The organism is Acidovorax sp. NN32, assembly GCF_057597245.1.
Window position 1 is genome coordinate 915449 of sequence record NZ_CP199679.1, and the last position, 26118, is coordinate 941566.

The 26118-nt window shown below is 65.7% G+C and carries 22 protein-coding genes and 1 other RNA gene; 8 read left to right on the plus strand and 15 right to left on the minus strand.

What is annotated here, in order from left to right:
• Nucleotides 1–39: 39 nt before the first annotated feature.
• The 5 genes from ACT89O_RS04285 to ACT89O_RS04305 all read left to right on the plus strand — a co-directional run bounded on the left by ACT89O_RS04285 (nucleotide 40) and on the right by ACT89O_RS04305 (nucleotide 5795).
• Nucleotides 40–1029, plus strand: coding sequence for a Bug family tripartite tricarboxylate transporter substrate binding protein (locus tag ACT89O_RS04285; protein ID WP_055400813.1), 990 nt, complete (start codon nucleotides 40–42; stop codon nucleotides 1027–1029).
• A 98-nt stretch (nucleotides 1030–1127) separates the two neighbouring features.
• Nucleotides 1128–2195: a dihydroorotase gene (pyrC, locus tag ACT89O_RS04290; protein ID WP_487261930.1), complete on the plus strand. Its 1068-nt coding sequence runs from the start codon at nucleotides 1128–1130 to the stop codon at nucleotides 2193–2195.
• Nucleotides 2180–2950, plus strand: coding sequence for a DUF3025 domain-containing protein (locus tag ACT89O_RS04295; protein ID WP_487261931.1), 771 nt, complete (start codon nucleotides 2180–2182; stop codon nucleotides 2948–2950). Before pyrC ends, ACT89O_RS04295 begins: the two co-directional genes overlap by 16 nt.
• A 195-nt stretch (nucleotides 2951–3145) precedes the next feature.
• The gene (htpX, locus tag ACT89O_RS04300) at nucleotides 3146–4027 is read left to right on the plus strand and encodes a protease HtpX (RefSeq protein WP_010462430.1); all 882 of its coding nucleotides are present in this window, start codon (nucleotides 3146–3148) and stop codon (nucleotides 4025–4027) included.
• 199 nt (nucleotides 4028–4226) lie between these two features.
• Nucleotides 4227–5795: a methyl-accepting chemotaxis protein gene (locus ACT89O_RS04305; protein ID WP_121422284.1), complete on the plus strand. Its 1569-nt coding sequence runs from the start codon at nucleotides 4227–4229 to the stop codon at nucleotides 5793–5795.
• A 43-nt stretch (nucleotides 5796–5838) separates the two neighbouring features.
• Here the strand turns inward: ACT89O_RS04305 and ACT89O_RS04310 are convergent, their stop codons facing one another.
• Nucleotides 5839–6918, minus strand: coding sequence for a GlxA family transcriptional regulator (locus ACT89O_RS04310; protein ID WP_487261932.1), 1080 nt, complete (start codon nucleotides 6916–6918; stop codon nucleotides 5839–5841).
• Between the two features lie 126 nt (nucleotides 6919–7044).
• On the opposite strand from ACT89O_RS04310, the gene ACT89O_RS04315 reads away from it, so the two are divergent.
• Complete coding sequence (locus ACT89O_RS04315; RefSeq protein ID WP_487261933.1) at nucleotides 7045–8388, plus strand: amidohydrolase; 1344 nt, start codon at nucleotides 7045–7047, stop codon at nucleotides 8386–8388.
• Between the two features lie 30 nt (nucleotides 8389–8418).
• Here the strand turns inward: ACT89O_RS04315 and ACT89O_RS04320 are convergent, their stop codons facing one another.
• The 11 genes from ACT89O_RS04320 to ACT89O_RS04370 all read right to left on the minus strand — a co-directional run bounded on the left by ACT89O_RS04320 (nucleotide 8419) and on the right by ACT89O_RS04370 (nucleotide 20585).
• Nucleotides 8419–8961: a VUT family protein gene (locus ACT89O_RS04320; protein WP_487261934.1), complete on the minus strand. Its 543-nt coding sequence runs from the start codon at nucleotides 8959–8961 to the stop codon at nucleotides 8419–8421.
• Nucleotides 8958–10676: an NAD(P)/FAD-dependent oxidoreductase gene (locus ACT89O_RS04325; protein ID WP_487261935.1), complete on the minus strand. Its 1719-nt coding sequence runs from the start codon at nucleotides 10674–10676 to the stop codon at nucleotides 8958–8960. The genes ACT89O_RS04320 and ACT89O_RS04325 overlap by 4 nt, the downstream gene beginning before the upstream one ends.
• A 177-nt stretch (nucleotides 10677–10853) precedes the next feature.
• The gene (locus ACT89O_RS04330) at nucleotides 10854–11933 is read right to left on the minus strand and encodes a lysylphosphatidylglycerol synthase transmembrane domain-containing protein (RefSeq protein ID WP_487261936.1); all 1080 of its coding nucleotides are present in this window, start codon (nucleotides 11931–11933) and stop codon (nucleotides 10854–10856) included.
• Nucleotides 11934–11954: 21 nt separating this feature from the next.
• Complete coding sequence (gene clsB / locus ACT89O_RS04335; RefSeq protein WP_487261937.1) at nucleotides 11955–13193, minus strand: cardiolipin synthase ClsB; 1239 nt, start codon at nucleotides 13191–13193, stop codon at nucleotides 11955–11957.
• Complete coding sequence (locus ACT89O_RS04340; RefSeq protein ID WP_487261938.1) at nucleotides 13190–13963, minus strand: endonuclease/exonuclease/phosphatase family protein; 774 nt, start codon at nucleotides 13961–13963, stop codon at nucleotides 13190–13192. Before ACT89O_RS04340 ends, clsB begins: the two co-directional genes overlap by 4 nt.
• Nucleotides 13964–14181: 218 nt before the next feature.
• Nucleotides 14182–15099 (minus strand): cysteine synthase A, encoded by a 918-nt coding sequence (cysK, locus tag ACT89O_RS04345; protein WP_055399638.1) that lies wholly within the window; start codon nucleotides 15097–15099, stop codon nucleotides 14182–14184.
• Nucleotides 15100–15331: 232 nt separating this feature from the next.
• Entirely contained in the window at nucleotides 15332–16399 is a 1068-nt protein-coding gene (gene rtcA, locus ACT89O_RS04350) for an RNA 3'-terminal phosphate cyclase (protein ID WP_487261939.1), read from the minus strand.
• Nucleotides 16396–17259 carry a nucleotidyltransferase domain-containing protein gene (locus ACT89O_RS04355; protein WP_487261940.1) on the minus strand — a complete coding sequence of 288 codons (864 nt, stop codon included), beginning with the start codon at nucleotides 17257–17259 and terminating at the stop codon, nucleotides 16396–16398. Before ACT89O_RS04355 ends, rtcA begins: the two co-directional genes overlap by 4 nt.
• Before the next feature lie 169 nt (nucleotides 17260–17428).
• Entirely contained in the window at nucleotides 17429–18652 is a 1224-nt protein-coding gene (locus ACT89O_RS04360) for an RtcB family protein (RefSeq protein ID WP_487261941.1), read from the minus strand.
• A 22-nt stretch (nucleotides 18653–18674) separates the two neighbouring features.
• Complete coding sequence (locus ACT89O_RS04365; protein ID WP_487261942.1) at nucleotides 18675–19418, minus strand: hypothetical protein; 744 nt, start codon at nucleotides 19416–19418, stop codon at nucleotides 18675–18677.
• 27 nt (nucleotides 19419–19445) lie between these two features.
• Nucleotides 19446–20585 carry a slipin family protein gene (locus ACT89O_RS04370; protein ID WP_487262817.1) on the minus strand — a complete coding sequence of 380 codons (1140 nt, stop codon included), beginning with the start codon at nucleotides 20583–20585 and terminating at the stop codon, nucleotides 19446–19448.
• Nucleotides 20586–21307: 722 nt separating this feature from the next.
• On the opposite strand from ACT89O_RS04370, the gene rtcR reads away from it, so the two are divergent.
• Nucleotides 21308–22966: an RNA repair transcriptional activator RtcR gene (rtcR, locus tag ACT89O_RS04375; RefSeq protein WP_487261943.1), complete on the plus strand. Its 1659-nt coding sequence runs from the start codon at nucleotides 21308–21310 to the stop codon at nucleotides 22964–22966.
• Between the two features lie 112 nt (nucleotides 22967–23078).
• On the opposite strand, the gene ACT89O_RS04380 is transcribed toward rtcR, so the two are convergent.
• Both ACT89O_RS04380 and ACT89O_RS04385 read right to left on the minus strand, forming a co-directional pair.
• Nucleotides 23079–23375, minus strand: a complete 297-nt coding sequence (locus ACT89O_RS04380; RefSeq protein ID WP_487261944.1) for a hypothetical protein — start codon at nucleotides 23373–23375, stop codon at nucleotides 23079–23081.
• 47 nt (nucleotides 23376–23422) lie between these two features.
• On the minus strand, nucleotides 23423–24088 hold the full coding sequence (locus ACT89O_RS04385) for a peptidoglycan recognition protein family protein (protein ID WP_487261945.1): 666 nt from the start codon (nucleotides 24086–24088) through the stop codon (nucleotides 23423–23425).
• A gap of 334 nt (nucleotides 24089–24422) precedes the next feature.
• Between ACT89O_RS04385 and rnpB the strand changes: the two genes are divergently transcribed.
• Nucleotides 24423–24762, plus strand: an RNA gene (rnpB, locus tag ACT89O_RS04390) — RNase P RNA component class A.
• Nucleotides 24763–24872: 110 nt separating this feature from the next.
• Here the strand turns inward: rnpB and ACT89O_RS04395 are convergent.
• Complete coding sequence (locus ACT89O_RS04395) at nucleotides 24873–26117, minus strand: M48 family metallopeptidase (RefSeq protein WP_487261946.1); 1245 nt, start codon at nucleotides 26115–26117, stop codon at nucleotides 24873–24875.
• Nucleotide 26118: the final 1 nt, after the last annotated feature.

Below are 26118 nucleotides of genomic sequence, written 5' to 3' on the forward strand. Positions count from 1 at the left end.
CGTATCTTTTCAACCTGTTTCTTGAGTTCTTTGACCGCCATGAACACCACACCTTCCCGCCGCCACCTTCTGACTACCGGACTGGGCCTTGCCGGTCTTGCCGCGCTGCCCGCCATGGCACAAGACAAGTTCCCTTCGCGCCCGATCACGCTGGTGGTGCCGTTCCCACCCGGTGGGTCGGTGGACATCATGGCGCGCCAGTATTCCGAGCCGCTGTCGCGCGTGCTGGGCGTGCCCATCGTGGTGGAAAACCGCGCCGGCGCGGGTGGCTCGGTGGGCGCGCAGTATGTGGCGCGCTCCAAGGCCGATGGCTACACCCTGGTGGTGTCGTCGCAAAGCAGCCACCTGGCCAACCCGCTCACCCAGCCCAAGATTGGCTACGACCCGGTCAAGGATTTTGAAAACATCGCCATCCTGGGCCGCCAGCCCAACGCCCTGGTGGTGCACAGCAGCCTGCCTTTCAAGACCTTCAAGGAGTTCATCGACTACGCCAAGAAGAACCCCGGCAAGCTCAACTATGGCAGCGGTGGCGTGGGCAGCATGGGCCAGCTCAACGTGGAAATGCTCAAGGTCTCCACGGGCGTGTTCACCACGCACATTCCCTACCGTGGGGGCACGCCGCTGATTACGGGCGTGCTGGGCAACGAGGTGCAGTTCATCCTCGACAACCTGGTCATCATGCTGCCGCACATCCAGGCGGGCAAGGTGCGCGCCCTGGCCGTAGCGGCCGACCAGCGCCTGCCCCAGCTGCCCGATGTGCCCACCATGGCCGAGGTCGGTCACCCCGAGCTGAACCTCACCTCCTGGACGGGCCTGGCCGCGCCCGCGGGCACGCCTGAAGCGGTGGTGCAGACGCTGTACAAAGCCGTGCGCCAGGTTGCCACATCGCCCGCCATGGTGACGAACCTCAAGGAGCGCGGCGTGATCGTGCCCGAAGAGATGCCACCCGCCGCGTTCGAAAAGATGATGGCAGAGCGCCTGGTGAAGTTTGGCGACGTGGTGCGCAAGGCAGGCATCACTGCCGAATGACGCGGTGTTGCTCTGAATTTTGAGTGTTTTTGGCTGCTGGCGCTTATTGGATAAGCGTTAGCAGCTATCAAAAAAATAGTTGATAACCCGATGGGACAATGCTGCCCATGACAGCCGCACTCCACACCCCCACCGCGCCCACCACCCTCACCATCACCCGCCCCGACGACTGGCACCTGCACGTGCGCGACGGCGAGCCCCTGCACACCGTCGTGCCCCACACCGCCGCCCAGTTCGGTCGCGCGATCATCATGCCCAACCTGCGCCCGCCGGTCACCACGGCCGAGCAGGCCATGGCCTACAAGCAGCGCATCCTGGCCGCCGTGCCCGCAGGCATGAGCTTTGAGCCGCTGATGACGCTCTACCTCACCGACAACCTGCCGCCCGAAGAAATCGTGCGTGCCAAGGCCGCGGGCGTGGTGGCCTGCAAGCTTTACCCCGCCGGCGCCACCACCAACAGCGACGCGGGCGTGACCGACCTGCGTAAGACCTACAAGACGCTCGAAGCCATGCAGAAGGCAGGGATGCTGCTGCTGGTGCACGGCGAGGTGACCAGCAGCGACATCGACCTGTTCGACCGCGAGGCGGTGTTCATCGAGCAGCAGCTCATCCCGCTGCGCCGCGACTTCCCCGAGCTGAAGATCGTCTTCGAGCACATCACCACCAAGGATGCGGCCGACTACGTGATGCAGGCCGACCGCTTCACCGCCGCCACCATCACTGCGCACCACCTGCTGTACAACCGCAACGCCATCTTCATTGGTGGCGTGCGCCCGCACTATTACTGCCTGCCGGTGCTCAAGCGCGAAACGCACCGCGTGGCTCTGGTGCAGGCTGCCACCAGCGGCAGCAGCAAGTTCTTCCTGGGCACCGACAGCGCACCGCACCCCGCGCACCTCAAGGAACACGCCAGCGGCTGCGCGGGCTGCTACACCGCCCACGCCGCCATTGAGATGTATGCCGAGGCGTTCGACAACGCCGGTGCGCTCGACAAGCTCGAAGGTTTCGCCAGCTTCCACGGCCCCGACTTCTACAGCCTGCCGCGCAACACCGGCAGCATCACCCTGCGCCGCGAGTCGTGGACACCGCCCGATAGCTTTGCGTTTGGCGAAGCTGAGCTCAAGCCCCTGCGCGCTGGTGAAGCCCTGCCGTGGCGGCTGGTGTAAGCGAAGCCTTCGACGCCATCGACTGGAGCGCTCCCTGGCTGGCGCCGTGGCGCGGCCGGGGCCAGCCTGTGGCGCAGCAGCTGCAGCGCGATCCGTCAGTGCATCGGGCGTTGCAGGCCGCGGCGCCGCCGGGGGCGCCTGTGGGCTTTGCGCCGCAAGACGAGCTGCCGGACGGCGCCGCCTACGAGCAGTACATCTGGGACACCCACAGGGTGCCCACGCGCGACAACCTGCACGACTTCTTCAACGGCCTGGTCTGGCAACAGTTTCCGCACACCAAGCGGCGCCTGAACGAGCTGCAGGCCCAGGCCATCGCCGCCGACGGCGTGCAGGCCGTGCGCGGCCCGCTGCGCGATGCGCTCACGGTGTTTGATGAAAACGGCGCCGTGCTGCAGGCGCCCGACGTGCTGTGGGCCGCGCTCAGGGTGCGAGACTGGCAGCGCCTGTTCATCGACCTGCGCCCGCTGTGGGGGCAGGCCCGGCTGGTGGTGTTCGGGCACGCGCTGCTTGAAAAGCTGGTTATCCCTCGAAAACCCATGGTGGCGCATGTGTATCAGGCGCCAGTAGCTATTGAATCCATAGCGATTCTGGATGCCTGGTTGGCGGGGGCGATTCATGCGCAGCAGTGGGCCACCAAGCCCTTCACCCCGCTGCCCGTGCTGGGCGTACCCGGCTGGTGGCCCCCTAACGAGACGCCGGACTTTTATGCCGACACCCAGGTGTTCCGCCTGCCCCGGGCTGTGTCAGGGGGCTAATTCCCGTCAACGCTTGTGTGATAAGGCCTGTGCGCGGGTTTGCACCTACCATAGCGCGATGAAATCGCGGCCATGGGGCTGCCAGGGGCGTGCAGTGGCCCCAGCAGCGGGTGTTTGGTGCTTGAAGCGCAGCACCCGGCCCCCATCTGAGCCAGCAAACACTTGTTGTTGTTTACCCCACGGAGAAACCATTCCATGAAGCGGATCCTTTTGTTTGTGATGACCAACCTGGCCGTCGTTGTCGTGCTGGGGGTGGTGGCCAGCCTGCTGGGCGTCAACCGCTACCTCACGGCCAACGGGCTCAACCTGGGCGCGCTGCTGGGCTTTGCGCTCGTCATGGGCTTTGGCGGCGCCATCATCTCGCTGCTCATCAGCAAGCCCATGGCCAAGTGGACCTCGGGCGTGCGCGTGATCGACGGCTCCGGCTCGCCCGACGAGCGCTGGATCGTCGAGACCGTGCGCAAGTTCGCCACCGAAGCCAAGATCGGCATGCCTGAAGTCGGCATCTTCGAAGGCGACCCCAATGCGTTTGCCACGGGCGCGTTCAAGAACTCGGCTCTGGTGGCGGTGTCCACGGGCCTGCTGCAAGGCATGACGCGTGAAGAGGTCGAGGCCGTGATCGGCCACGAGGTGGCCCACATCGCCAACGGTGACATGGTCACCATGACGCTGATCCAGGGCGTGATGAACACCTTTGTGGTGTTCCTGTCGCGGGTGATCGGCTATGCGGTCGACAGCTTTCTGCGCAAGAACGACGAGAGCAGCTCGGGCCCCGGCATCGGCTACTACGTGACCACCATCGTGCTCGACATCCTGCTGGGCTTTGTGGCCGCGATGATCGTCGCCTGGTTCAGCCGCCAGCGCGAGTTCCGTGCCGATGCAGGCGCGGCGCAACTGATGGGCCGCCGCCAGCCCATGATCAATGCCCTGGCCCGCCTGGGTGGCATGCACCCGGCCGAGCTGCCCAAGAGCATGGCTGCCATGGGCATTGCCGGTGGCATTGGCAAGCTGTTCAGCACCCACCCGCCCATCGAAGAGCGCATTGCTGCGCTGCAGAACGCGCAGCAGCAAGGCTGATCCGGTTCAACCTGGCCCTTGATTGAAGGCCGCTGCAGGGGTTGCCCCTGCGGCGGCCTTTTTGTTTGTGGGTGGGTTGTTGGCCTTGTGGGGCGGCTCAAGGGCTTGTAACCTTTTGTCGATAACCAGTGGAAACCCAATCCCGCATGCCGTGCGGGCAGCAGCGGGTTGCCGATCCTTATTCCCACGAGAACACCTTATGTCCATCTCCCACGCACGTGTTGCGGTCCGCCTGGCTCTGGCCTTTGGCGTTGTCTGTCTGGTCATGTCGCTCTCGGCCGCCGTCGGTATCTGGCGGCTGGCGGGGCTGCAGGACATTGCCGACGACCTGGGCGGCGCATCGTCCGAGCGCGCGCTGCTGGCGCGTGAGCTGCACGCCATCGTGGTGCTGAGTTCCGCACGCGCCGAAACACTGCTGGAGATCGACAACCCCGCCTACGCGGCGCGCATCGACGCGGACCGCAAAACCACGTCGGCCCGTTCGTCCGAAGTGCGCAAGCGCCTGGACGAGCTGGCGGCAGACCCGGAATCCCAGGCCTTGTTCGATGCCATCGACAAGGCAGGCAACGGTTTTCGCACGGTGCGGGACGACCTTGTCAAGCGCCGCAAGGCGGGCGAGGCCCTGCCGCCCGACGCCATTGCCAACCAGCTGCGCCCTGCGGCCGATGCCTATGCCGCGTCGGTGAACAAGCTGGCCGAGTACCAGCGCCAGCGTGTGGCCGAGGCCCGCGAGGCTGCCGCCCGCAGCGAGAGCCAGGGCATCACGCTGCTGGCCGCAGGCTCGCTGGTGGGGCTTCTGCTGAGCCTTGCCTGCGCCTGGCTGCTGTCGCGGTCCATCCTGCAGCCGCTGGCCCATGCGTCCGAGGTGACCGACCGCATTGCCGAGGGCGACCTCACCTCTCCCGTGCCCGCGCCGCAGGCGGGCAGCCGCGACGAACTGCAAGCCCTGCTGGCGCGCCTGGGGGGTATGCAGGCGCGGCTGGCGGAACTGGTGGTGGGCATGCGCCAGGCCAGCACCTCGGTGGCCGGTGCCAGCAGCGAGATCGCGGCGGGCAACAGCGACCTGTCGGCCCGCACCGAGCACACAGCTTCCAATCTGGAAGAAATCGCCGCCAGCATGGAAGAACTGCTGGCCACCGTGCGCCACAGCGCCGACGCCGCAGCGCAGGCCAGCACCCTGGCCACCGGTGCCAGCAGCGTTGCCCAGCGCGGGCGCGAGGCAGTGGACCGCGTGGTGGGCACCATGGATGGCATCGCGCTGTCGTCGCGCCGCATTGCCGACATCACCAGCGTGATCGATGGCATTGCGTTCCAGACCAATATCCTGGCGCTGAACGCGGCCGTGGAAGCGGCCCGTGCCGGTGAGCAGGGGCGGGGCTTTGCGGTGGTGGCCAGCGAGGTGCGCAGCCTGGCCCAGCGTTCGGCAACGGCGGCCAAGGAGATCGGGGGCCTGATCAGCGACAGCGTGCGGCAGGTGGACGAAGGAACCAAGCTGGTCCATGCAGCAGGCGGCACCATGGGCGAGATCGTGAACTCGGTGCAGCAGGTGGCCACCATCATTGGCGAGATCAGCACGGCGGCGCGTGAGCAGACCACGGGCCTGAGCCAGGTGGGCGAGGCCGTCTCGCAGCTCGACCAGATGACTCAGCAGAACGCCGCGCTGGTGGAAGAATCATCCGCCGCCGCGCAGGGCCTGCGGGTTCAGGCGCAGCAACTGGCCGAGCTGGTGGAGGCCTTCCGTCTGCCCGCTGGCAACGCGCTGCGCTGAGCTGGGCAGGGCTGGGCTGGGCGGAGAGCAGGAGCGTACCGCTCTACTTCACCTCCACCCGCCAGCGCCGCCGTGGCGCACGCAGCGCATGGCGCTTGCGGTACTCGGCCGGGGCCATGCCGGTGTAGCGCACAAAGATGCGCCGGAACGCCGCCGGGTCAGCGTAGCCGCAGGCCACGGCAATGCTGGGCACGCTTTCCAGCGTCACCTCCAGCATCACCCGGGCACGCGCGCAGCGCAGGCCGTGCAGGTGGTCCAGCGGCGACTGCGACAGCTCCTGCTGGAAATGCCGCAGCAGGGTGCGCGTGCTCACCGATGCGGCCTCGGCCAGCCGGTCCAGCGAGTAAGGCTGGTCCAGGTGCGCCTCCATCCAGGCAATGGCGCGGGCGAGTGTGCTGTCGCGGGTGGCGGGGATGTGCTGCTGTGCGTTGGCCTGCAGCGCCGCGCGGGCGCGCTGGTGGTCGGGGGTCATCACGGTCTCGCAGGCGGCGGCCAGCTCCGGCCCCAGCGCCTGGTGCACCAGGGCGATGGCCAGCAGGTTCACGTTGCTGGGCAGCGCGCAGCTCATCCAGGGGCCGTCGTCTGACAGATCCTGACCCAGGCTGTGGCCGATGCCCGGGAAGTCCCGTTCAAACCCCGCGATGTAGAACCAGGGCAGGCAGGCCTGGCGCCCATTCAGCCGCCCGCTTTGCGCCGCCAGCCAGGCGCCATTGCCCATGGTGAGCAGCTTTTGCCCTGCGTCCAGCGCAATGCCCAGCTGGCGTGACAGCGCCTGGTGGCGGGCTGCCACGGCACGGATGGCCGGGATGTCCGGCGCGTGGAACGAGGGGATGAACAGCGCCCGGGTGGTGGCCAGTGCCGCATCCTTGTCATCTGGCACCGTGTAGGCTGCCAGGGGGCTCGGCAAGGGTGCCAGGGGCAGGCCCTCGGCGTCCAGTAGGCGCCATGCCAGGCGGGGTGCTTGTGCACCCATCCGCTGGCTGGCCAGCAGGTTGGCGCCGCGCAGCAGGTCGATGAGCTGCAGGGCACTGCCTGCGGCCGATTCGGGCAGCAGCGGGATGTCCACGCGGAACACCGGGGGCTTGGGCGGCGCCGAAGGCAAGGACGAAGGTGGCGGTGGCATGGCGATATTGGCTCTGTGTATGGCGATTTTCGCTTGTCATGAAGGCAGCGTGCGCTTTTAGCATGAACGTGCTTTTCGCTTCCCCACCCAGGCCCTCGTGGCTGTTCACTCCCTACGGATCTGCCCATGCACAAACCCTTCTCTGCCATCGCACTTGCCGCCGGCCTCGTCGCCAGCGGGCTGACTTTTGTCTCTTCGGCTCAGGCCCAGGCGCTGGATGCCGCGGGCCTGCAGACCATCGACGCCGCCGTGAACGCCGTGGCGCCCAAGATGGTCAACTGGCGCCGCGACATCCATGCCCACCCCGAACTCTCGGGCCAGGAAGTGCGCACCGCCAAGCTGGTGGCCGAGCACCTGAAGAAGCTGGGCATGGAGGTGCAGACCGGCGTGGGCGGCACCGGCGTGGTGGGCACGCTCAAGGGCGGCCTGCCCGGCAAGGTGGTGGCCCTGCGCGCCGACATGGACGCGCTGCCCGTGCTGGAGAACACCGGCCTGCCATTTGCCAGCAAGGCCAAGGCCAACTACCTGGGCAAGGAAGTGCCCGTGATGCACGCCTGCGGCCATGACGCCCACACCGCCATGCTGATGGGCGCGGCCGAGGTGCTGGCGGGCATGAAGGCCCAGCTGCCCGGCACGATCAAGTTCATCTTCCAGCCCGCCGAAGAGGGCGCGCCGGTGGAGCCCGACGCCAGCGGCAAGGTGCCCAGCTTCGGCGCCAAGGCCATGATCGAAGCCGGTGCGCTCAAGGACGTGCAGGCCATCTACGGCCTGCATATCACCTCCAACCTGCCCGGTGGTGTGGTGGGCTACCGCAGCGGCCCGCTGATGGCCGGGTCGGACAACATCACCATCCATGTGGAAGGGCGCGGCGGCCATGGCTCGTCGCCCTGGGCCACCATCGACCCCATCGTCGCCGCCAGCCAGGTGGTGATGGGCCTGCAGACTGTGGTGAGCCGCCAGCTCAACATCAGCCAGGAACCGGCCGTGGTCACCATCGGCCAGATCCAGGGCGGCACGCGCTACAACATCATCCCCGACAAGGTGGAGATGCTGGGCACGCTGCGCACGTTTGACGAAGACATGCGCCAGGAAGCACTCAAGCGCATCACCACCACGGCCGAGTCAATCGCTGCCGCCAGCGGCGCCAAGGCCAGCGTGCGTTTTGGCCCCGTGGCCTACCCCGTGACCACCAACCCTGCGCAACTCACGCAGGCCTCGCTGCCCGCGCTGAACCTGGCCATGGGCGGCAAGACCATGGTGATCCCCAAGGTGGCGGGCTCGGAGGACTTCTCGGAGTTCCAGAAGGTCGTGCCCGGCTTCTTCTACTTCCTGGGCGCACCGCCCAAGGGCAAGGAGTTTGCCAAGGCGCCACCCAACCACTCCGCGCTGTTCGACATCGACGAAGACCAGCTGCCGACCGGCGCACGCAGCCTGGCCGCACTGGCCGTGGACTTCCTGCAGCGCAAGTAAGAAGCGAAAAGAAGAGGGGCGCCGCGCGGCTCAGGCCGTGCGGCGGGGCGACGCCAGTCGGCTGCCGATGAGCAGGCGAAACGGCAGCAGCAGCGCCACGCCCAGCCCCAACTTCACCGCGAGGTCACCCAGTGCCCAGGTGATCCACGGGTCGCTGGTGTCCCCAAACGCAATGCTCCAGAACACGGCCGTGTCCAGCATGGCCGCCAGAAATGTGGCCACCAGCGGCGCGCGCCACCAGATGCCGTGGCGCAGGCGGTCAAACACGCTGATGTCCAGCCACTGCGAGAGCAAAAACGCCGAGCCCGACGCGATGGCAATGCGCACCGGCGCCAGCACCAGCGAGGCCGCAACGGCCACCGCAAACCCCACCCACGCCACCCGCCGCGCCTGCTGCGGGCCGTGGGCGCGGTTGACCAGCTCGCTCACCAAAAAGGCCACCGGGTAAGTGATGGCACCCCAGGTGAGCCAGTCATTGAGGGGGAACTGGACTAGGATGTTGGACGCCAGCACCACGGCGGCCATGGCCAGGGCCGCTGCTGCAAACTGCAGCGGGGTGGGCGAACGCATCATGTGGCGGCACCGAGCAGGCTGCGCGCTACGGCTTCGCCGACCTTGATGCCATCCACGCCCGCCGACAGAATGCCGCCCGCGTAGCTGGCGCCTTCGCCCGCCGGGTACAGGCCCGGCGTGTTCAGGCTTTGCAGGTTCTCGCCACGCCCGATCTTCAGGGGCGATGAGGTGCGCGTCTCCACGCCCGTCAGCACCGCGTCGTGCATGTCAAAGCCCTTGATCTTGCGGCCGAACACGGGCAGTGCCTCGCGCAGCGCCTCGATGGCGTAGCCGGGCAGGGCGGCGTGCAGGTCGCCCAGGGCCACGCCCGGCTTGTACGAGGGCTCCACGCTGCCCAGCTGGGTCGAAGGCTTGCCCGCAATGAACTCGCCCACCAGCTGGCCCGGTGCGCTGTAGTCGCGGCCGCCCAGCACAAACGCATTCGATTCGAGCTGGCGCTGCAGCACGCTGCCCGACAGGGGGTGGAACTGACCGGCGGGCAAGGCTTCCACACCGTAGGTCTGGCCCAGGTGGGTCTCAAACGCCTGCGCGTCCTGCGGATAGTCGCGTGGGTCGATGCCCACCACCATGCCCGCGTTGGCATTGCGCTCGTTGCGCGAATACTGGCTCATTCCGTTGGTCACCACGCGGTTGGGCTCGCTGGTAGCGGCCACCACGGTGCCACCGGGGCACATGCAGAAGCTGTACACCGCGCGCCCGTTGGCGGCGTGGTGCACCAGCTTGTAGTCGGCCGCGCCCAGCAGCGGGTGGCCCGCGTGACGGCCCCATCGGGCGCGGTCGATCACGCCCTGCGGGTGCTCAATGCGGAAACCGATGGAAAACGGCTTGGCCTCCATGGCCACGCCGCGCTGGTACAGCATGGCAAAGGTGTCGCGCGAGCTGTGGCCCAGCGCCATCACCACGTGGTCGGCACGCAGCTCGGTGGTCTCGCCCGTGGCCTGGTTCAGCACCTTCAGGCCGCGCAGGTGGCGGGCTTCACCGGTGCCTTCGATGATCACGTCCGTCACGCGCTGCTCAAAGCGGATCTCGCCGCCCAGCGCAATGATCTGCTCGCGCAGGTTCTCCACCACCTTCACCAGCTTGAAGGTGCCGATGTGCGGGTGGGCGACGTACAAAATCTCTTCGGGCGCACCGGCTTTGACGAACTCGTTCATCACTTTGCGGCCCAGGTGGCGCGGGTCCTTGATCTGGCTGTATAGCTTGCCGTCGCTGAAGGTGCCTGCGCCGCCTTCGCCAAATTGCACGTTGCTCTCGGCATGCAGCTCGCGTTTGCGCCACAGGCCCCAGGTGTCTTTGGTGCGCTCGCGCACGGTCTTGCCGCGCTCCAGCACGATGGGCTTGAAGCCCATCTGCGCCAGCACCAGGGCCGCAAAGATGCCGCAGGGGCCAAAGCCCACCACCACGGGGCGCAGGGGCAGGTCTGCCGGGGCCTGGCCCACAGGGTGCCAGGCCATGTCGGGCGTGGGCTGGATGTGCGGGTTGCCCGCAAACTGGGCCAGGAGGGCGGCTTCGCGCGCGGGCTGCGTGAGGGTGATGTCCACGATGTAGACCGCCAGCAGGTCGGCCTTGCGCGCATCAAAGCTGCGCTTGAAGACGTGCAGGTGGGCGATGTCGGTGTCCGCCAGGCCCAGGATTTGGGTGGCTGCGGCGCGCAGGGGCGCCTCGGGGGCTTCGGCCACGGTGAAGGGCAGCCGGATTTCGGAGAGTCGGATCATGTTCTTGCGGGCCCGTGTCGATCGGGCGGGTTGCAATGGCGTGGGGCCGCGATGATACGGGGTGCTCGCCACCCACGGAAGCCCTGGCGTGCAGGGGGCGTGGAGCCGTGTGCCTAAAAAGCTATCAAATCAATAGCTTCTAGCGCTTTATGGATAAGCGACAGAGGCATTTTTGAATCATATTTTTCGAGCTGTTGGAACTTCATCATCGCTGCCCGACTGCTGGCGCCAGCGCAGCTCTGCCACACCAAAGGCTATGGCCGCGAGCACCAGTGGCCCAAAGTAATACAGCGCGCGGTAGGCCAGCAGGGCCGCCAGCACTTCTTCCTGCCCCAGCGCCTGGGAGGCCAGCAGCGCCACGCCCACGGCCTCCAGCACACCCAGGCCCGCAGGCACGCGCAGCACCAGCCCGGCCACCGCCCCCAGCAACACGGTGGCCAGCGCGGCAGGGTAGCTCACCTGGTGTTGCAGCACCGTCCACAGCGCGGCGCCCATCAACATCCAGTTGGCGGCCGACACGGCCACCTGCCACAGCGCCACGGGCCAGCCGGGCAGCGGGAACGCGTGGCCTCTCAGCGTGAGGGCGCGGCCACTGCGCAGGCCACACAGCGCCACATAGGCCAGTGGCAGCAATCCCAACACGGTGCCGCCCAGGCGCCACTGCCAGGACTCTACAGCCCACCCGGCCAACGCAGGCGGCTGCCACGTCCACGCCAGCACGCCCGCCAGCAACAGGTAACCCACCCAGTTCGTCACGATGCTGGTGCCCACCACCTGACCGATCGTGCCGGGGTCCACGCCACGCCGGTCATACAGCCGGTAGCGCACGCCCACGCCGCCAATCAGCGAGCCCAGGTTGAGCGTGAACGGGTAGCTCGTCATGGCGATGGCCAGCGTGGTGGTGCGCGCCAAGCGGTGGCCGCTGCAATGGCGGCCCACCCAGTCAAAGCTGCCATAGGTGAAGTGGCTCAGCAGCGCCAGCGCGCCACCCACGGCCAGTGCGGTGGTGGGCAGGTCGCGCAGCGCCTGCAGCACGGCGGGCCAGTCCACGGTGCGCGCCTGCCGAAAGATCAGCCCGGCCACCACCGCAAAAAAAGCGGCAGCGAACCCCCGGGTGACCCATGGCCACCAGGCCTGCTCCGGCCAGTGGCGCCAACCGGGTGGGCTGCTGCTACTGGTGCTGCTGCTGGTGGCAGGTGATGCCATGGCGTCGGCGGTGCCCGTCTGGGTGTCCGCGGGCAGTGTGGAGGTGGCCATGGCGGGGGCTCCGGGGCGCCGTCAGGTGGCCGCGCTGCTGGCGGGCTCGGCCGACGACGTATCTGGGCTGGCCAGCGTGATCGTGGGCTCATGGTGGGGCAGCCAGCCCGCCCACGCCGGGAACCAGCGCATCAGGTGGTACACCGCATAGCTGCGCAGCAGACGCAGTCCATTCCAATGGCTGGGCGCTGCAGCTTCGATCTGCTTGCAACTGGTGTCCATCAGGTGCGACAGGCGGCGGTGCAGGTGGGCGTTGAAGTCGCGGTCCTGGATGATCACGTTGGCCTCCAGGTTCAGCGACAGGCTCAACGGGTCGAGGTTGCTGGAGCCCACGGTGGACCAGTCCTCATCCACCAGCGCAACCTTGCCGTGCAGCGGGCGGTCGCAGTATTCGTACACCCGCACGCCCGCGCGTTGCAGGTGGTCGTACAGCAGGCTGGCTGCCGTCTTCACGATGGGCATGTCGGGCTGGCCTTGCAGGATCAGCCGCACATCCACGCCCCGCTTTGCGGCCCGCCGCATCTCGCGGATGAAGCGGTAGCCCGGGAAGAAGTAGGCGTTGGCAATCACCACTCGGCTGCGCGCGGCGCGCAGGGCCACGCGGTACTGGCGCTCGATATCGTTGGTGTGCTGCTGGTTGTCGCGCGTCACAAACATGGCGTTGGCTGTGCCTGCGTGGGGGCGGCCGGTAATGTCTGTGGCGTGGGGACGTTGGTGCGCGCTGCGGTCCAGTACCGCCTCGCGCGTGAAGCGGTGCATCTGCGCCACAACCGGGCCGCGCACCTGCACGGCGTAGTCCTGCTTGGCCTCGGGGCCGAAGTCGGCCATGTGGTCAGCTGAATAGTTGATGCCGCCGATGAAACCCAGCTGGCCGTCCACCACCACGATCTTGCGGTGCATGCGGCGCAGCACGTTCAGGCGCTGCCCCAGAAAGCGGCGGCCCGGGTCAAAGATGCGAAACCGCACACCGGCCTCAACCAGGCTGCCCACAAATGTGTCGGACAGGTCGGGCGAGCCAAAGCCATCCACCAGCACATGCACCTCGACACCGCGCTTGGCTGCGGCCAGCAGGGCTGCATGCAGTTCCTGCCCGATCTTGTCCTCGAACAGGATGAAGGTCTCCAGCATCACCTCGCGCCGGGCCTGGGCAATGGCGTTGAACACACGCGGGAAGAACTCCTCGCCGTTTTCCAGCAACTCGAAGTGGTTGCCCGGAACCCAGCGGGATGAGCGTGGCAGGCTGAAAGCAGGGCGCTTCATAGCAGGATCTCCGCCGCCAAAGGCGCATGGTCCGAGAGCTTGTCCCAGGGTTTTTTGGGCAGTGACAGCGGCGCATGCACAGCGGCGTTGCGCACGTAGATGCGGTCCAGTGCCAGCAGCGGCATGGAGGCTGGAAACGTGCGCACCGCACGGCCAAAGGCCTGCACAAACACCTCTTGCAGGTCCGCTTCGCGGTGCAGGATGTCGTGCGCGCGGTTGCGCCAGTCGTTGAAATCCCCCGCCAGCACCACGGGCTCGTTGGCTGGGAAGCTGCGCAGCAGATCGCACACACGCAGCAGCTGCCGCTGTCGATGGGATTCCTGCAGGCCCAGGTGCACGCAGACCGCATGCACCGGCAGGTGGTGGCCCGGCGGCTGCAGCACGCAATGCAGCATGCCGCGCCGCTCAGGCCCGCTGATGGAGATATCGTGGTTCTCGTAGTGCGTGATCGGAAACTTGGACAACAGCGCATTGCCGTGGTCGCCGTTGTCATACACCGCGTTGCGCCCGTAGGCGTATTGCGACCAGATGGTGTCCGCCAGAAACTCGTAGTGCGGCACTTGCGGAAAGTTGGAGAACCGGCTGGCATGGCGGTGGTGCGTGCCCAGCACCTCCTGCAGAAACACCAGATCGGCTGCCACATCCCGCACGGCATCCCGCAGCTCATGCAGCATGAAACGCCGGTTGAAGGTGGTAAAGCCCTTGTGCACGTTCACGGTGAGCACCTTGAACGCGATGGGCTGGGGATCGGTAGCGGCGGTGGTGGCCATGGGCAGTCAAACAATCTTTGGAGTGGGACCCCCGCGAAGCCGCCGCGGTGTGCGCAATGGCCACCAGGGGCAGGCCGAGGGATGACTTGATTGTTTGGGCTGCACTGCCTTGCCGCTGTAGGACGGCTGGCCGTGGTTTTGTGCTGCTGGGGACGAAAAAAATGGGGCCTGATAGCCCCATTTCGTTCTGCAAAGTGCTGCCCTGGCGGCAGCGGCGCTTACGCCGGCAGGAACCCTTCGACCGACAGGTAGCGCTCGCCCGTGTCGTAGTTGAAGCCCAGCACCTTGGCGCCCGCAGGCAGCTCGGGCAGCTTTTGCGCAATGGCGGCGAGCGTGGCGCCCGACGAAATACCCACCAGGATGCCTTCTTCGCGCGCAGAGCGGCGTGCGTATTCGCGCGCCGGTTCGGCATCGACCTGGATCACACCGTCGAGCAGGCTGGTGTCGAGGTTCTTGGGGATGAACCCCGCGCCAATGCCCTGGATGGGGTGGGGCGACGGTGCGCCCCCCGAGATCACGGGCGACGCCGTGGGCTCCACCGCAAACACCTTGAGGTTGGGGAACTTGGCCTTGAGCACCCGTGCCACGCCGGTGATGTGGCCGCCCGTGCCCACGCCGGTGATCAGCACGTCGATGCCATCGGGGAAGTCCGCCAGGATCTCCTGCGCCGTGGTGCGCACATGCACATCGATGTTGGCGGGGTTCTCGAACTGCTGGGGAACCCACGCGCCGGGTGTCTGCGCCTGCAGTTCTTGTGCGCGGGCAATCGCGCCCTTCATGCCCTTTTCGCGCGGGGTCAGGTCAAACTGCGCGCCATAGGCCAGCATCAGGCGGCGGCGCTCGATGCTCATGCTGTCGGGCATCACCAAAATCAGCTTGTAGCCCTTGACGGCTGCCACCAGCGCCAGGCCGATGCCGGTGTTGCCGCTGGTGGGCTCGATGATCGTGCCGCCGGGCTGCAGGGCGCCCGACTTTTCGGCGTCTTCCACCATCGACAGCGCAATGCGGTCCTTGATGGAGCCGCCCGGGTTGCTGCGCTCGGACTTCACCCACACGTTGGCCGCCGGGCCAAACAGGCGGTTGATGCGCACGTGGGGCGTGTTGCCGATGGTTTGCAGAATGTTGTCAACTTTCATGGCGTCTCCTGTGAGGGGCAAAGAAGGGGGTTGATGCAATCCAGCCCTTCAGAACAAATCCGTTCGGGCTGAGCCTGTCGAAGCGGGGCGCGATGGCGAACTCTTCCACAAACTCAAGCGAACGAGTTCCCGGGCTGGCATTGCGGCACCACGCGCATTCTGAACCAGTTGTTCTACAGCCTTGGTGATATGGATATAGCCAAGGCATCCACCCCAGTCTCTGCAACCCGGCTTACAGCTGCGGGCTGATCTCCACCAGCATGGCCTGCTTGACCGGCGTGATCTGCACCCGCACGGGCAACCCCAGCGCGATGGTCTGCGCGTTGGTGGCAGTGTGCTGCGTCACCTCGGTGCAGGTATAGCGGGCGGCCTGCCCGCTGCGCCACACCGCCAGGGCCAGCGGCAGCATCCACTGATCGGCTAGGTGCGGACCCAGGGTACCCGCGCTGCGCTGGTAGGCGCGCACCTCATCCACCAGCCGCTTGGCAACCTGCTCGGCCGACAGGCTGCGCTCGCCCAGCTGGCAGAACACCTCGGTGACGTGCTCGTACTCCAGCGTGGCGATCAACGCGTTGCCCGGGCCTTCGTTCTGGCGCGTAGGGGGCTGGCGCAGTCGGCCGGATTCAAAGGTCCAGCCCATGCGCTGGCCCAGCGCGTCCAGCTCCCGCGTGGCAATGTTGCGCGCCAGGCCCGGCACCAGTGCCTCGCCCCAGGCGTCTTGCAGCGGGCCGCGCTCCAGCACATCCACGGGCGTCAACGGCAGCGCTGCGGGCGTGATGTGCGCCAGCAGCTCGCCACCCCCGGCGGGGTAGAAGCCGCGCCGCTGCAGTTGCAGATCCAGGCCCACGCCCAGCCGCCGCACCAGCGGTGCAAACGCCCGCTCCAGAAAGTCAAACGGCGGCGCCATCGGGTTGTGCGTGCCGCCCGAGAGCTGCACGCGGCTTTCGCCCTCCGTCAGCATCAGTGCGGGCAGCACGGTCTGCAGCACCAGCAGGCAACTGCCCGCCGTGGCGATCTGAAAGCGGTAGTCGCCTGCGCGCACGGCGCCGGGCGTGAACAGCAGCGTTTGCGACCCCAGTTCCGCGCCTTCTGCATCGCCGCCGCATACCGCCACCGCCGCCTGCACGCAGGCCAGGTGCTGGCGCATCAGCCCCGGCTTGGGCCGCCCGGCGCGAATGCGTGTGATGTGCAGCGGGCGGCCGGTGACCATGGCAAGGGCCAGGCCGGTGCGGAGGATCTGGCCGCCGCCTTCGCCGGTGGAGCCGTCGAGGGTGAGGGGGGACAAGGTCAATTCCGTCATGGCGATGTCTCCGCTGCACCGGCGTTCCGGGCGTCGTAGTGCAACACCGTGTCGTACAGCAACGCGTCCAGCGCGGCATGGCCCGGTACCGGCAAGGCTTGCACAGGCTCGGCCGCGTTGCGCGCCAGTTCGGCTTCGATGAACGCATGGATGCGGGGCCAGCGTGGGCTGGTGGCGGCTTCGCCCGCGCGCATCTTCACCTCTAGCAGTGCATTGATCTCATCGACCAGCGCCGCATCGTGCACGGGGTGCAGCGTGTGCTGGGCCAGCTCGGCAAAGCGCATGGGCGGCACGCCGGGCTGCGTGCGTATCCAGCGCGCAGCCAGCAGCGGGCGCAGCACGTAGAGGTACTTCTTGTAGCGCACCTCATCGGCCTGCAAATGCTCACGAAAGTTCTTCTTGGCCATGGAGGCGTAGTGGTGCCAGCCCTTGGCGTTGGAGAACACTTGCGCCGCCAGCGCGCGGAACTGCGCCATGGTGTCCGCCTCTTCGCGGTACACGATGGGTGAGTCCAGCCATTCGAGCAGCGTGGGGTTCGATTCGCGCATCAGGCCCAGTGCCTTGCGCAGGTCCCAGCCGTTCACATCCAGGTCGCCGCTGATCGGCAGCTCGATCACGTCGCGCCCGGGCGCCACCGTGAGGTACCACGGCAGCCGGTTCACGTAGATGAAGCGCACGTCGTAGTCGCTGTCGGGCGAGGCAAAGCCCCAGCCGCGGCTGCCGGACTCGCACGCGAAGAGCACCGTTACGTTGTGCGTGGCTTCGATGCGCTGCAAGGCCTCAAGCACTTGCGCGCGCATGTGGGGCTCCACTGGGTGGGCGGAACGCAGGAGTTCTTGTTTTTGTTCTGATTTATGCATGAGAATTGGCTGTAGCGCTTATTGGATAAGCGCTAGCAGCTATTAAAAATGTAGTAATGTCGAAATCATTCGCAACTGTCGCGGCCCAGGCGAGAGACGCCAAGCAAGGGCCGCCCCGCAGCGAGGGCGTCGTCCCCCTGGAGGGAAGCCGCGCAGCGGCTCAGGAGGGTTACCCTTTTACGCAGACGACCTGCTTGAGTGTGTAAACCACCTCCACCAGATCCTGCTGCGCCGCCATCACCGCGTCAATGTTCTTGTAGGCCATCGGAATCTCATCGATCACGTCGGCATCCTTTCGGCATTCCACGCCTTCGGTCGCCTTGATCTGGTCCGCGACCGTGAACATCTTCTTGGCCTTGGTGCGGCTCATGGTGCGCCCTGCGCCGTGGCTGCAGCTGTTGAAGCTCTCGGGGTTACCTTTTCCGCGCACGATGAAGCTCTTGGCCCCCATGCTCCCCGGGATGATCCCCAGCTTGCCTTGCTCGGCACTCACCGCGCCCTTGCGGGTCACGAACACGTCCTGCCCGAAGTGCGTTTCGCGCTGCACGTAATTGTGGTGGCAGTTCACCGCCTCCACGTGCGTCTCGAACGGCTTGGTGATCACTTTGCGCAGCGCGGCAATCACCCGGCCCATCATCACTTCGCGGTTGGCGGCGGCGAACTTCTGCGCCCACCCCACGGCCTTCACGTAGTCACCGAAGTACTGCGCGCCTTCCTCGAAGTACGCCAGGTCCTTGTCGGGCAGGTTGCGCTGGTTCATCTCGGCGTCCTTTTTGGCCAGCTCGATGAAGTGGGTGCCGATGGCGTTCCCTACACCGCGCGAACCGGAATGCAGCATCACCCACACGGACTGGTGTTCGTCCAGGCAGATTTCGATGAAGTGGTTACCCGTTCCGAGCGTTCCCAGGTGTTTGTAGTTGTTGGTCTTCTCAATGCGCGGGTGCGCTTCGCAGATTTCCTTGAACTCGTCCACCAGCGCCGACCATGCGCGGTCGGTCTCGGCAGGCGGGGTATCCCAGCTTCCCTTGTCGCGGCCGAAGTGCTTGGGCGTCATCCCTACCGGCACGGCGCGCTCGATGGCGGCACGCACGCCGGACAGGTTGTCTGGCAGGTCGCTCGCGGTCAGCGTGGTCTTGCACGCCATCATTCCGCACCCCAGGTCCACCCCCACTGCAGCGGGAATGATGGCCTTGAGGGTCGGCACCACCGAGCCGATGGTGGCGCCAATCCCCAGGTGCACATCGGGCATCACCGCCACGTGCTTGAACACGATGGGCAGGCGCGCGATGTTGCGCAGTTGGTTGCGGGCTTCTTCTTCCACGGGAACGCCGTTGGTCCACATCTTCACGGGGACGCCATTGGGGACTTCGTATTGTTCGTAGTTGTTGTTCATATTGTTCTTTCGTCTTTGTTGTTCATTGAACCATTCCACGCGCTGCGGCTTGGGCATAGTTTTTCAGTTCGTCGTCGTTCTTCACCTGGCGGATGAAAGCATCCATGTGTGCCTGCAATTCCTGGTGCCGGTTCAGGCGGTTGCCCTCATGGCCGATCCCGTGCAACGCCGATATCTGCGCTTCGCGCCAGGGCATAGCCAGCATCTCGCAAAACACCTTCCACATCGCGTCGCACCATTCGGGAACGTGCTTGGCATTCCAGAACGTGGGCCATACGTCAAACCACATGTAGCTCACGAAGTAGAGGCGGTCGCTCCGGCTTCCGATTGCGCTCTGCTCGGCAGTGCTCAGGCGCGGGCCAAGGCAATCGCGCCACAGGGTGGGCAAGGCCCGCACCATGCGCATCGCGTCGTCCAGCGGCACGGTCGGGTCGTTCACCATGTGCGGGATGTCGCCCGCGTTGTTGCTCATCACATGGTTCAGGCCCATGCCGACCTGATCGTCGCTGTACGGCGCCAGGTCGTTTCCAGCGTTGGCGAACAGCACGGTCTGGATGTGCGTCCATTGCAGCGGCGTGGCTTCGAACTCGGGCTCGTCAATATCCCAGTACCACTCTTGCCCGCCTTTTTCTGGCACGGGGCGGTCGAAAAGGTAGCGCAATGCTGCGTGGTAGACCGCCGGGTCCAGCCCCACGGACTCGCAACTCAATGAAGTGGTTTCCCGGCTCAGACGCCTTTCACGCGCAGACAGTTTCTTTGCTTTCATCACGATCTTCTCTTTGTCTATTTGCGCTCAACGCATCTTCACCAGGCCGTTCAGCACCTGATCCAGTCCACCAAACACCGAGATCTTGTCGATCCGTTCAGCCACCCGCTCCAGCGTCTCCAGCTCCTTCATGCGCAGGGCAACAGGGTTGTCCTCCATCACCTTCGCCGTGTTGAGCAGTGAGCGCGTAGCGGCAGTCTCTTCGCGGCGGCGGATCACGTTGGCCTGGGCCTGTTTCTCCGCCTGCACCACCTGGGTCAGGATGGTTTTCATCTCGCCGGGCAGCACGATGTCCTTCACGCCCACGCTTTCCAGCTGCATGCCGTAGGGCGATAGCTTGGCGGCCATGTGCGCGGTCACCACGTCGTCGATCACCGTCTTGTTCTCCAGCAGCTCATCGAGCGTGCGGGTGCCCACGGCGGCGCGCAGCGCAAACTGCAGTTCGCGATACAGGTGATCGGCAGGCTTTTGCAACTGGGCAAAGGCGCGCAGCACATCGGTGTAGCGAAAGGTGGCAGACAGGTTCAGCCGCAGGCTCACCTTGTCACGGGTCATGATGTCCTGGCCTGAGACCTCTACGGCTTGCAGGCGCAGGTCCACCAGCTCCACGGCGATGGTGCGGCCGTACTTCCAGAACGCGTAGGCGCCTGCAGGCAGCAGCCGATCCACTTTGCCGTCGATGGTGAGCAGCGCGCACTGGCCCTCGGGCACCTGCACTTGCAGCACGCCGGTCAATCCGGTCACGCTGCGCTGGCGCAGTTGTGTGTGCGTGAGGCGCGCCACCAGGGCGGCGGGCAGCTCGGGGCCTGCGTCGAGGTCGATCACCTGCACGCTTACCTCCACCAGGCCTTTCCAATACAGGCGGCGTGTGCCGGGCGGCAGCACCTCGACCAGCACGCCGTTTTCGCTGCGCAGGCCCACTTGCTGCTCCGACAGGTTCACTTGCACAAACTCTGCCGCCACCACGGCAGGCTCCTGCGCCATCAGGTAGTCGGCCAGGCCGTGGGTGAAAGCGGGTTGTTCCAGGGCGAAGGTTTCCACGCGCAGTTGGTCCATGCCCGCAAACAACCAGTAGGTGCCGCTTTGGAGCACGCGGTCAAAGCTGCCGTTGCGCAGCAGCAGGGCGCGTTCGTTCTTCTTCACGGTCACTCGTTGGATCAGCTTCATCATTTTTCTTCTCCTCGTTCTTTTGTTGTCGTTACTTCGTCGTCGTCATTGCAATCAGGGTGCCGTTACAGCAATGGCGGGGTGCCAGGGGGCACAGCCAGGGCCCTGCAGTGCGCCGTGGTTGCTGCCCTGCAAGCAGGGCGGCAGCGTGGCTGGCTGCGGGCGCGGGCCGTGCCGGGTGCTGGCACAAACCGCCACCGGCTGACGGGGCCTTGCCTTGCGGTTGCGTCAAGAAAAAACGCAACCCTGGGGCAACTCCCCGCGTTCGGCGGGTGGTCTTTCGACCGTTACTTCCAAGTACTGGCCTTGCGGCCATGGGCAGGAATCGAACCTGCGACAACCCCTTTCGGGGGGCTCTACCAGACTGAGCTACCAGTGGTGGCAAGCCGGGAGTCGAACCCGGCACGTCCTCTTGCGAGGCGTCACCGCGACCTTGCCGTTACCCAGCGTTTGCGGAGTGCGGCATGCGGGGAATCGACAAGGCCTTGAGAGCCCGGACTCCCTGCACCGGCGGGGCGAACGTTGGTCCTAACCCCGGCCTGTGAGCGGTCACCGCTTGCGCTGGATGTCTTATCTATTGCCAGATGTGTGCCAGCCTGAGTTTTGTCGGTTGAATTTCTTCAAGCCGTTGATTTGTATGGGGAAATTCATCCGTAAGATTTTTTGCTTCTTAGATGAATTTGAAATAACTAGAATTAAAGCTAGCTAAATAGATGAACAGCATGCGCAAAAACAAGGTCGTGATCGGTTTCCTTGGCACCCAGCTCGACTCCGGCCGGGGCGCGGGGCGGTGGGAGAAGTGGCGCCCCACCGTATCGCTGGTGCAGCATGAGGACGTGGTGATCGAGCGGCTGGAGCTTCTCTATACGCCGCCCCACCAGGACTTGGCGCAACAGGTGCGCGCGGACATGGTGATCGCGTCCCCCGAAACCACGGTGAACCTGGTACCCCTGCCCATTGCCGACCCGTGGGACTTTGGCGAGGTGTATGCGAAGCTCTTTGATTGGGCGCAGCGCTACCGCTTTGACACCGAGCGCGAGGAATACTGGACCCACATCACCACCGGCACCCACGTGGCGCAGATCTGCCTGTTCCTGCTGGTGGAGTCGCGCCGCATTCCGGGCGTGCTGGCGCAGACCTCGCCGCCCAAGCGCCAGCAGATGGGCGACCCGGGCAGCTACGCGCTGATTGATCTGGACCTCTCGCGCTACGACGTGATCGCGCAGCGCTTTGGCGCCGAGCAGCAGGACGCGGTGCAGTTCCTCAAAAGCGGTATTGCCACGCGCAACGCGCGCTTCAACGCGCTGATCGACGAGGTGGAGCGCGTGGCGGTGCGCTCGCGCGCGCCCATCCTGTTCACCGGGCCCACAGGCGCGGGCAAGTCGCACCTGGCGCGGCGCATGTACGAGCTGAAGAAGGCGCGCCACCAGGTCGAGGGCGAATTTGTGGAGGTGAACTGCGCCACGCTGCACGGCGATGGCGCCGCGTCCACGCTGTTCGGCCACAAGAAAGGCGCCTTCACAGGCGCGGCAGCCGACCGTGCGGGTTTGCTGCGCACGGCGCACAAGGGCGTGCTGTTCCTCGACGAGATCGGCGAGCTGGGCCTGGACGAGCAAGCCATGCTGCTCAAGGCCGTGGAAGAAAAACGCTTCTACCCCATGGGCAGCGACCGCGAGGTGGCCAGCGATTTCGAGCTGATCGCCGGCACCAACCGCGACCTGCGCGCCGAGGTGGCGGCCGGGCGCTTTCGCGAAGACCTGTATGCGCGCATCAACCTCTGGAGCTATGTGCTGCCGGGCCTGGCGCAGCGGCCTGAAGACATCGAACCCAATGTGGACCACCAGCTGGCCCGCGCAGGCGCCGAGCTGGGCCGCAGCGTGCGCTTTTCCAACGAGGCGCGCGCCGCCTACCTGCGCTACGCCCAGTCGCCGGAGGCCCTGTGGACCGGCAACTTCCGCGACCTTTCGGCCAGCGTGACGCGCCTGGCTACGCTGGCCGACAGCGGCCGCATCGGCCTGCCGCTGGTCGAGGCCGAAATGGCCCGCCTGCGCTGGCTGTGGCAACCCGCCAGCGATGCGCGCAACGGTTTGGCGTCCACGCCCGGCGCGTTGGGCCGCGACGATCTTGCGGATCTGCTCGGCAAGGATGCCGTGGAGTCCATGGATCTCTTCGACCAGCTGCAACTCGCTGCCGTGCTGCAGGTCTGCCGCCAGGCCCGCACCCTGTCGGACGCAGGGCGCCTGCTGTTCCAAGCCTCGCGCACGCAGCGCACGGTGGTCAATGATGCGGACCGGCTGCGCAAGTACCTGGCGCGGTTTGGGCTGGACTGGGAGCGGTTGACTTCGGCGTCGTTCCCGTCATGGTTGGGACGACGCCATTAGACACAGCGCGTGGTCCCGCGCGGTGTTTGCAGCGCAAGCCTCGGCGGCCGCCCTACGATGGCTGGCGGGGCAGCGCCCAGCCGCGCAGCAGGGCGGTGATGCGGGAAGCGTCTCACTGCTCGCGCGCGAAATGGTGAGTCTGGCCATCTGTCCAGGTGATGATTCCTGTTCCCAGCAGGTCGAGCTGCCAGTGAAGTTGGCGTTCGCCCCGAGCGTTTACTGCGAACCCTTCCGCGTAGCAGCCAGACCAGTCACGTTGCGCGAACCCTTCTTCCGGGACGCGCTTGGCTTCGTGCAGAAAGTACGTCCTTAATTCGGCTTCACTGAAGCGCGGTGCATCGCAGCGGTTACGTGTGCCTTCTTTGACGGCGAAACTCTGTACCCAATGAAGCTTGGATGGCTGTGCCACTGCAGTCGCACAGGCCCAACAAGACAAGAGGGTGATCAGCGCCGCTCTCATTGGAACACCAGGCTCTTGGCCTCATCGGCCTGTTTGTAGGAAATATCGGAGTGACGGTAAACGTCTGTTTGCAGGTCCAGCCCGTAGTGGCGACCGAGTGCCTGCGTCAGCCATTTCAGCGATTCCGTCTGCTCTGCCGTGGGACGTTCGAACAGTTTTGTCTTTGGGTCGAACTTGGCTACCACTTCAATGGCCACGGAGTCGCCGTTGGTTGGATATCGATCGGGGTAGGCCTTGGCCTGCTCCCGGGTGTTGAGCGCTTTGACTTTGGCGCCGTAGCTTGCAGACGAGTTCATGAGCGTGTCGATCGCCGTTTTCTCTTCTTTGCTGCAGGTTCGGCTGTCATCGCATCGGGAGCGGATTTTTCCGACGCTGTAGACGCTCTGGTCCAGTCGCGCAGTTTGGTAAATGGTGCCGTCTTTTTCGATGTAGAAGTGCGCGCCGATCCCGTCGGTCTTGGCGTGTTCTAGATTCATGGTGCTGCTGTCGGTTTGGTGCAGCACGATGGCATCGACCCTGGTCATGGCGCCGTGTTCCAGTGCCGCAACGCGCTTATCGACTACGCGTGGGTCGACGATAAAGCCGTCCTTGATGGTCAAATCTTCATTGACCCCGTGGCCACCCGGAACTCCTCCCGCATGGGTCGTTGCAGTCACGTTCATTGGCATTCCTCCTGATGTTGCTGTGGTAAACGGTGCGGGGCCAGTGTGCCCATTGAGAACCCATGGCGCCATATGTGTGATTCCCAGTGAGACAGTGTTTCTGGTTTCATCCTGTAAGTAGTCATTGCACGGCCTGTCACGATCTAGGACCAGTTTTCAATGGCTGCATACCGTTTATGCACGCAAAGCCGGAAAGCGACTCAGGCAGGTCAACAAGTGGCCACCGGCCTACCGGGGCGCATTAAGTAGATTTTTGAGACAGGTGCAGCTGGCGGATGGCGCAGCGCAGTGCGCAGTGCGCTGTGGCCCGGGGCGATGCGATAATCGACAGCGTGAAGCGCGCCAGACCGCCGCTGGTGCAATCTGGGAAACCAGGCACTGGAGGAACGTCCGGACTGCACAGGACAGCGTAGCAGCTAACGGCTGCCCACCGTGAGGTGAGGATCAGAGCAACAGAGACGAGTCCCGGGGGAGTGCCGCAAGGCAAACCACCGGGGGTGAAACGGGCAATCTCTACGCGCAGCAATACCAAGTAGGCCAACGTTGATGTGGTTCCGCAGAGTTGGCGGGTAGGTAGCACCGAGCCGTGGTGGCGACACCCGGCCCAGATTAATGGCGGTCACACTGCGGGCAACCGTGGTGCACAGAATCCGGCTTATCGGCGCGCTTCACACTTTATTTCCCATCCCCGGTTTCCCCACCGCGGTTCCCAGGCCCCTCGCGCTTCAAGCTCTGCCGATGGCGGGAATCAGCCCGCCTTGCCCAGCAAGAGGCGAGGGCTGGCTCAGTTTTTCGTGCAATGGGGCGCATGCCCCTTTTCCAGCTCGCTGGCTCGCGCCACGGTGTCGGGGTGGCTGCTGAGCAGCGACCAGACAGGGTGCGACGCCATCTCTTCGGCCGTCTTGCGCTGGCGCGAGCGTTCGGGGCTGCTGGCGCCGGGCTTGGCCGTGGGTGCGGCTGCCTGGTTCTGGCCTGCTTTCTCTTCTTCTTCTTCTTCTTCTTTCTTCTTGTTTTCTTCTTCTTCCTCTTCGTCATGGGCAATGGCCAGCAGCAGCTTGCCCATGGGTGCCGTGGGCAGGGCCGTGTGGTTCATGAGGGCGATGGCGTAGCAGTCGGCTTCGCGTTCGTGGCTGCGGCTGTAGGCCAGGCCGGTGAGCAACGATGCGCCTGTGGACACCACGGCCGAAACGTCCCCGAGCGCCAGGCCCAGGCCCATGTTGAGCACGCCTTGTTCCACCACCATGCGCGTAGTGTGGCGGTACATCACATGGCCGATCTCGTGGGCCAGCACGCCCACCAGGGCGTCGTCGGGCAGGCCCTGGTCGGTGGCGGTTTTCACGATGCCGTCGGTCATCACGATCTTGCCGCCGGGCAGGGCAAACGCATTGGCGCCCATGCCTGATCGGAACTCCAGCGACAGCGGCGGACGGTAGTCGGGGTAGCGGTGCATGGTTGTGGGCGTCTGCTGCACCAGGGCGTCAAAGCGGGCCTTGAGCTGCTCCTGCCGCTCCTTGGGGAGCTTGCTGGGCTTCAAGGTGCCGTCGTCCATCTGCTTGAGCACGTTCTCGGCCACGCTGGTTTCCCAGCCCAGGGGCACAAAGCGGGTGAGCTGGGTGGCGGCCCAGGGCGTGCCATAGCGGTAGAACAGCGTGAGGCCGATGACGGCGGCAGCCGTTACACCCAGCAGTACGGGCCAGCGGGTCTGCATCCGCTGGGCCAGGCCGGGGCGTTCGCCAGCGGCTGCGAGGGCGGCACGCCAGTCGCTCACGGCATCGATCTCCAGGCTGCCGTGGTCCCGCAAGTCCACGACCACCCGGGGCTGGGGCTTGTGTTCGTTCCAGGCCTCTGGCCAGCCCACGTCCTTCCAGGCGAACACGACCGGCTCGGCGCCCGGCTGTGAGAGCGGGTGGAGCACCAGCGACGGGCCCTGCGGCGTGGGCCGCAGGCTCACCATCACGGGGCGGGCTCTGCTGCTCTGGCCGTCGAACCAGCGTCCTTGGATCAGGTCTGCGTTCACGGGGGCGGGCATG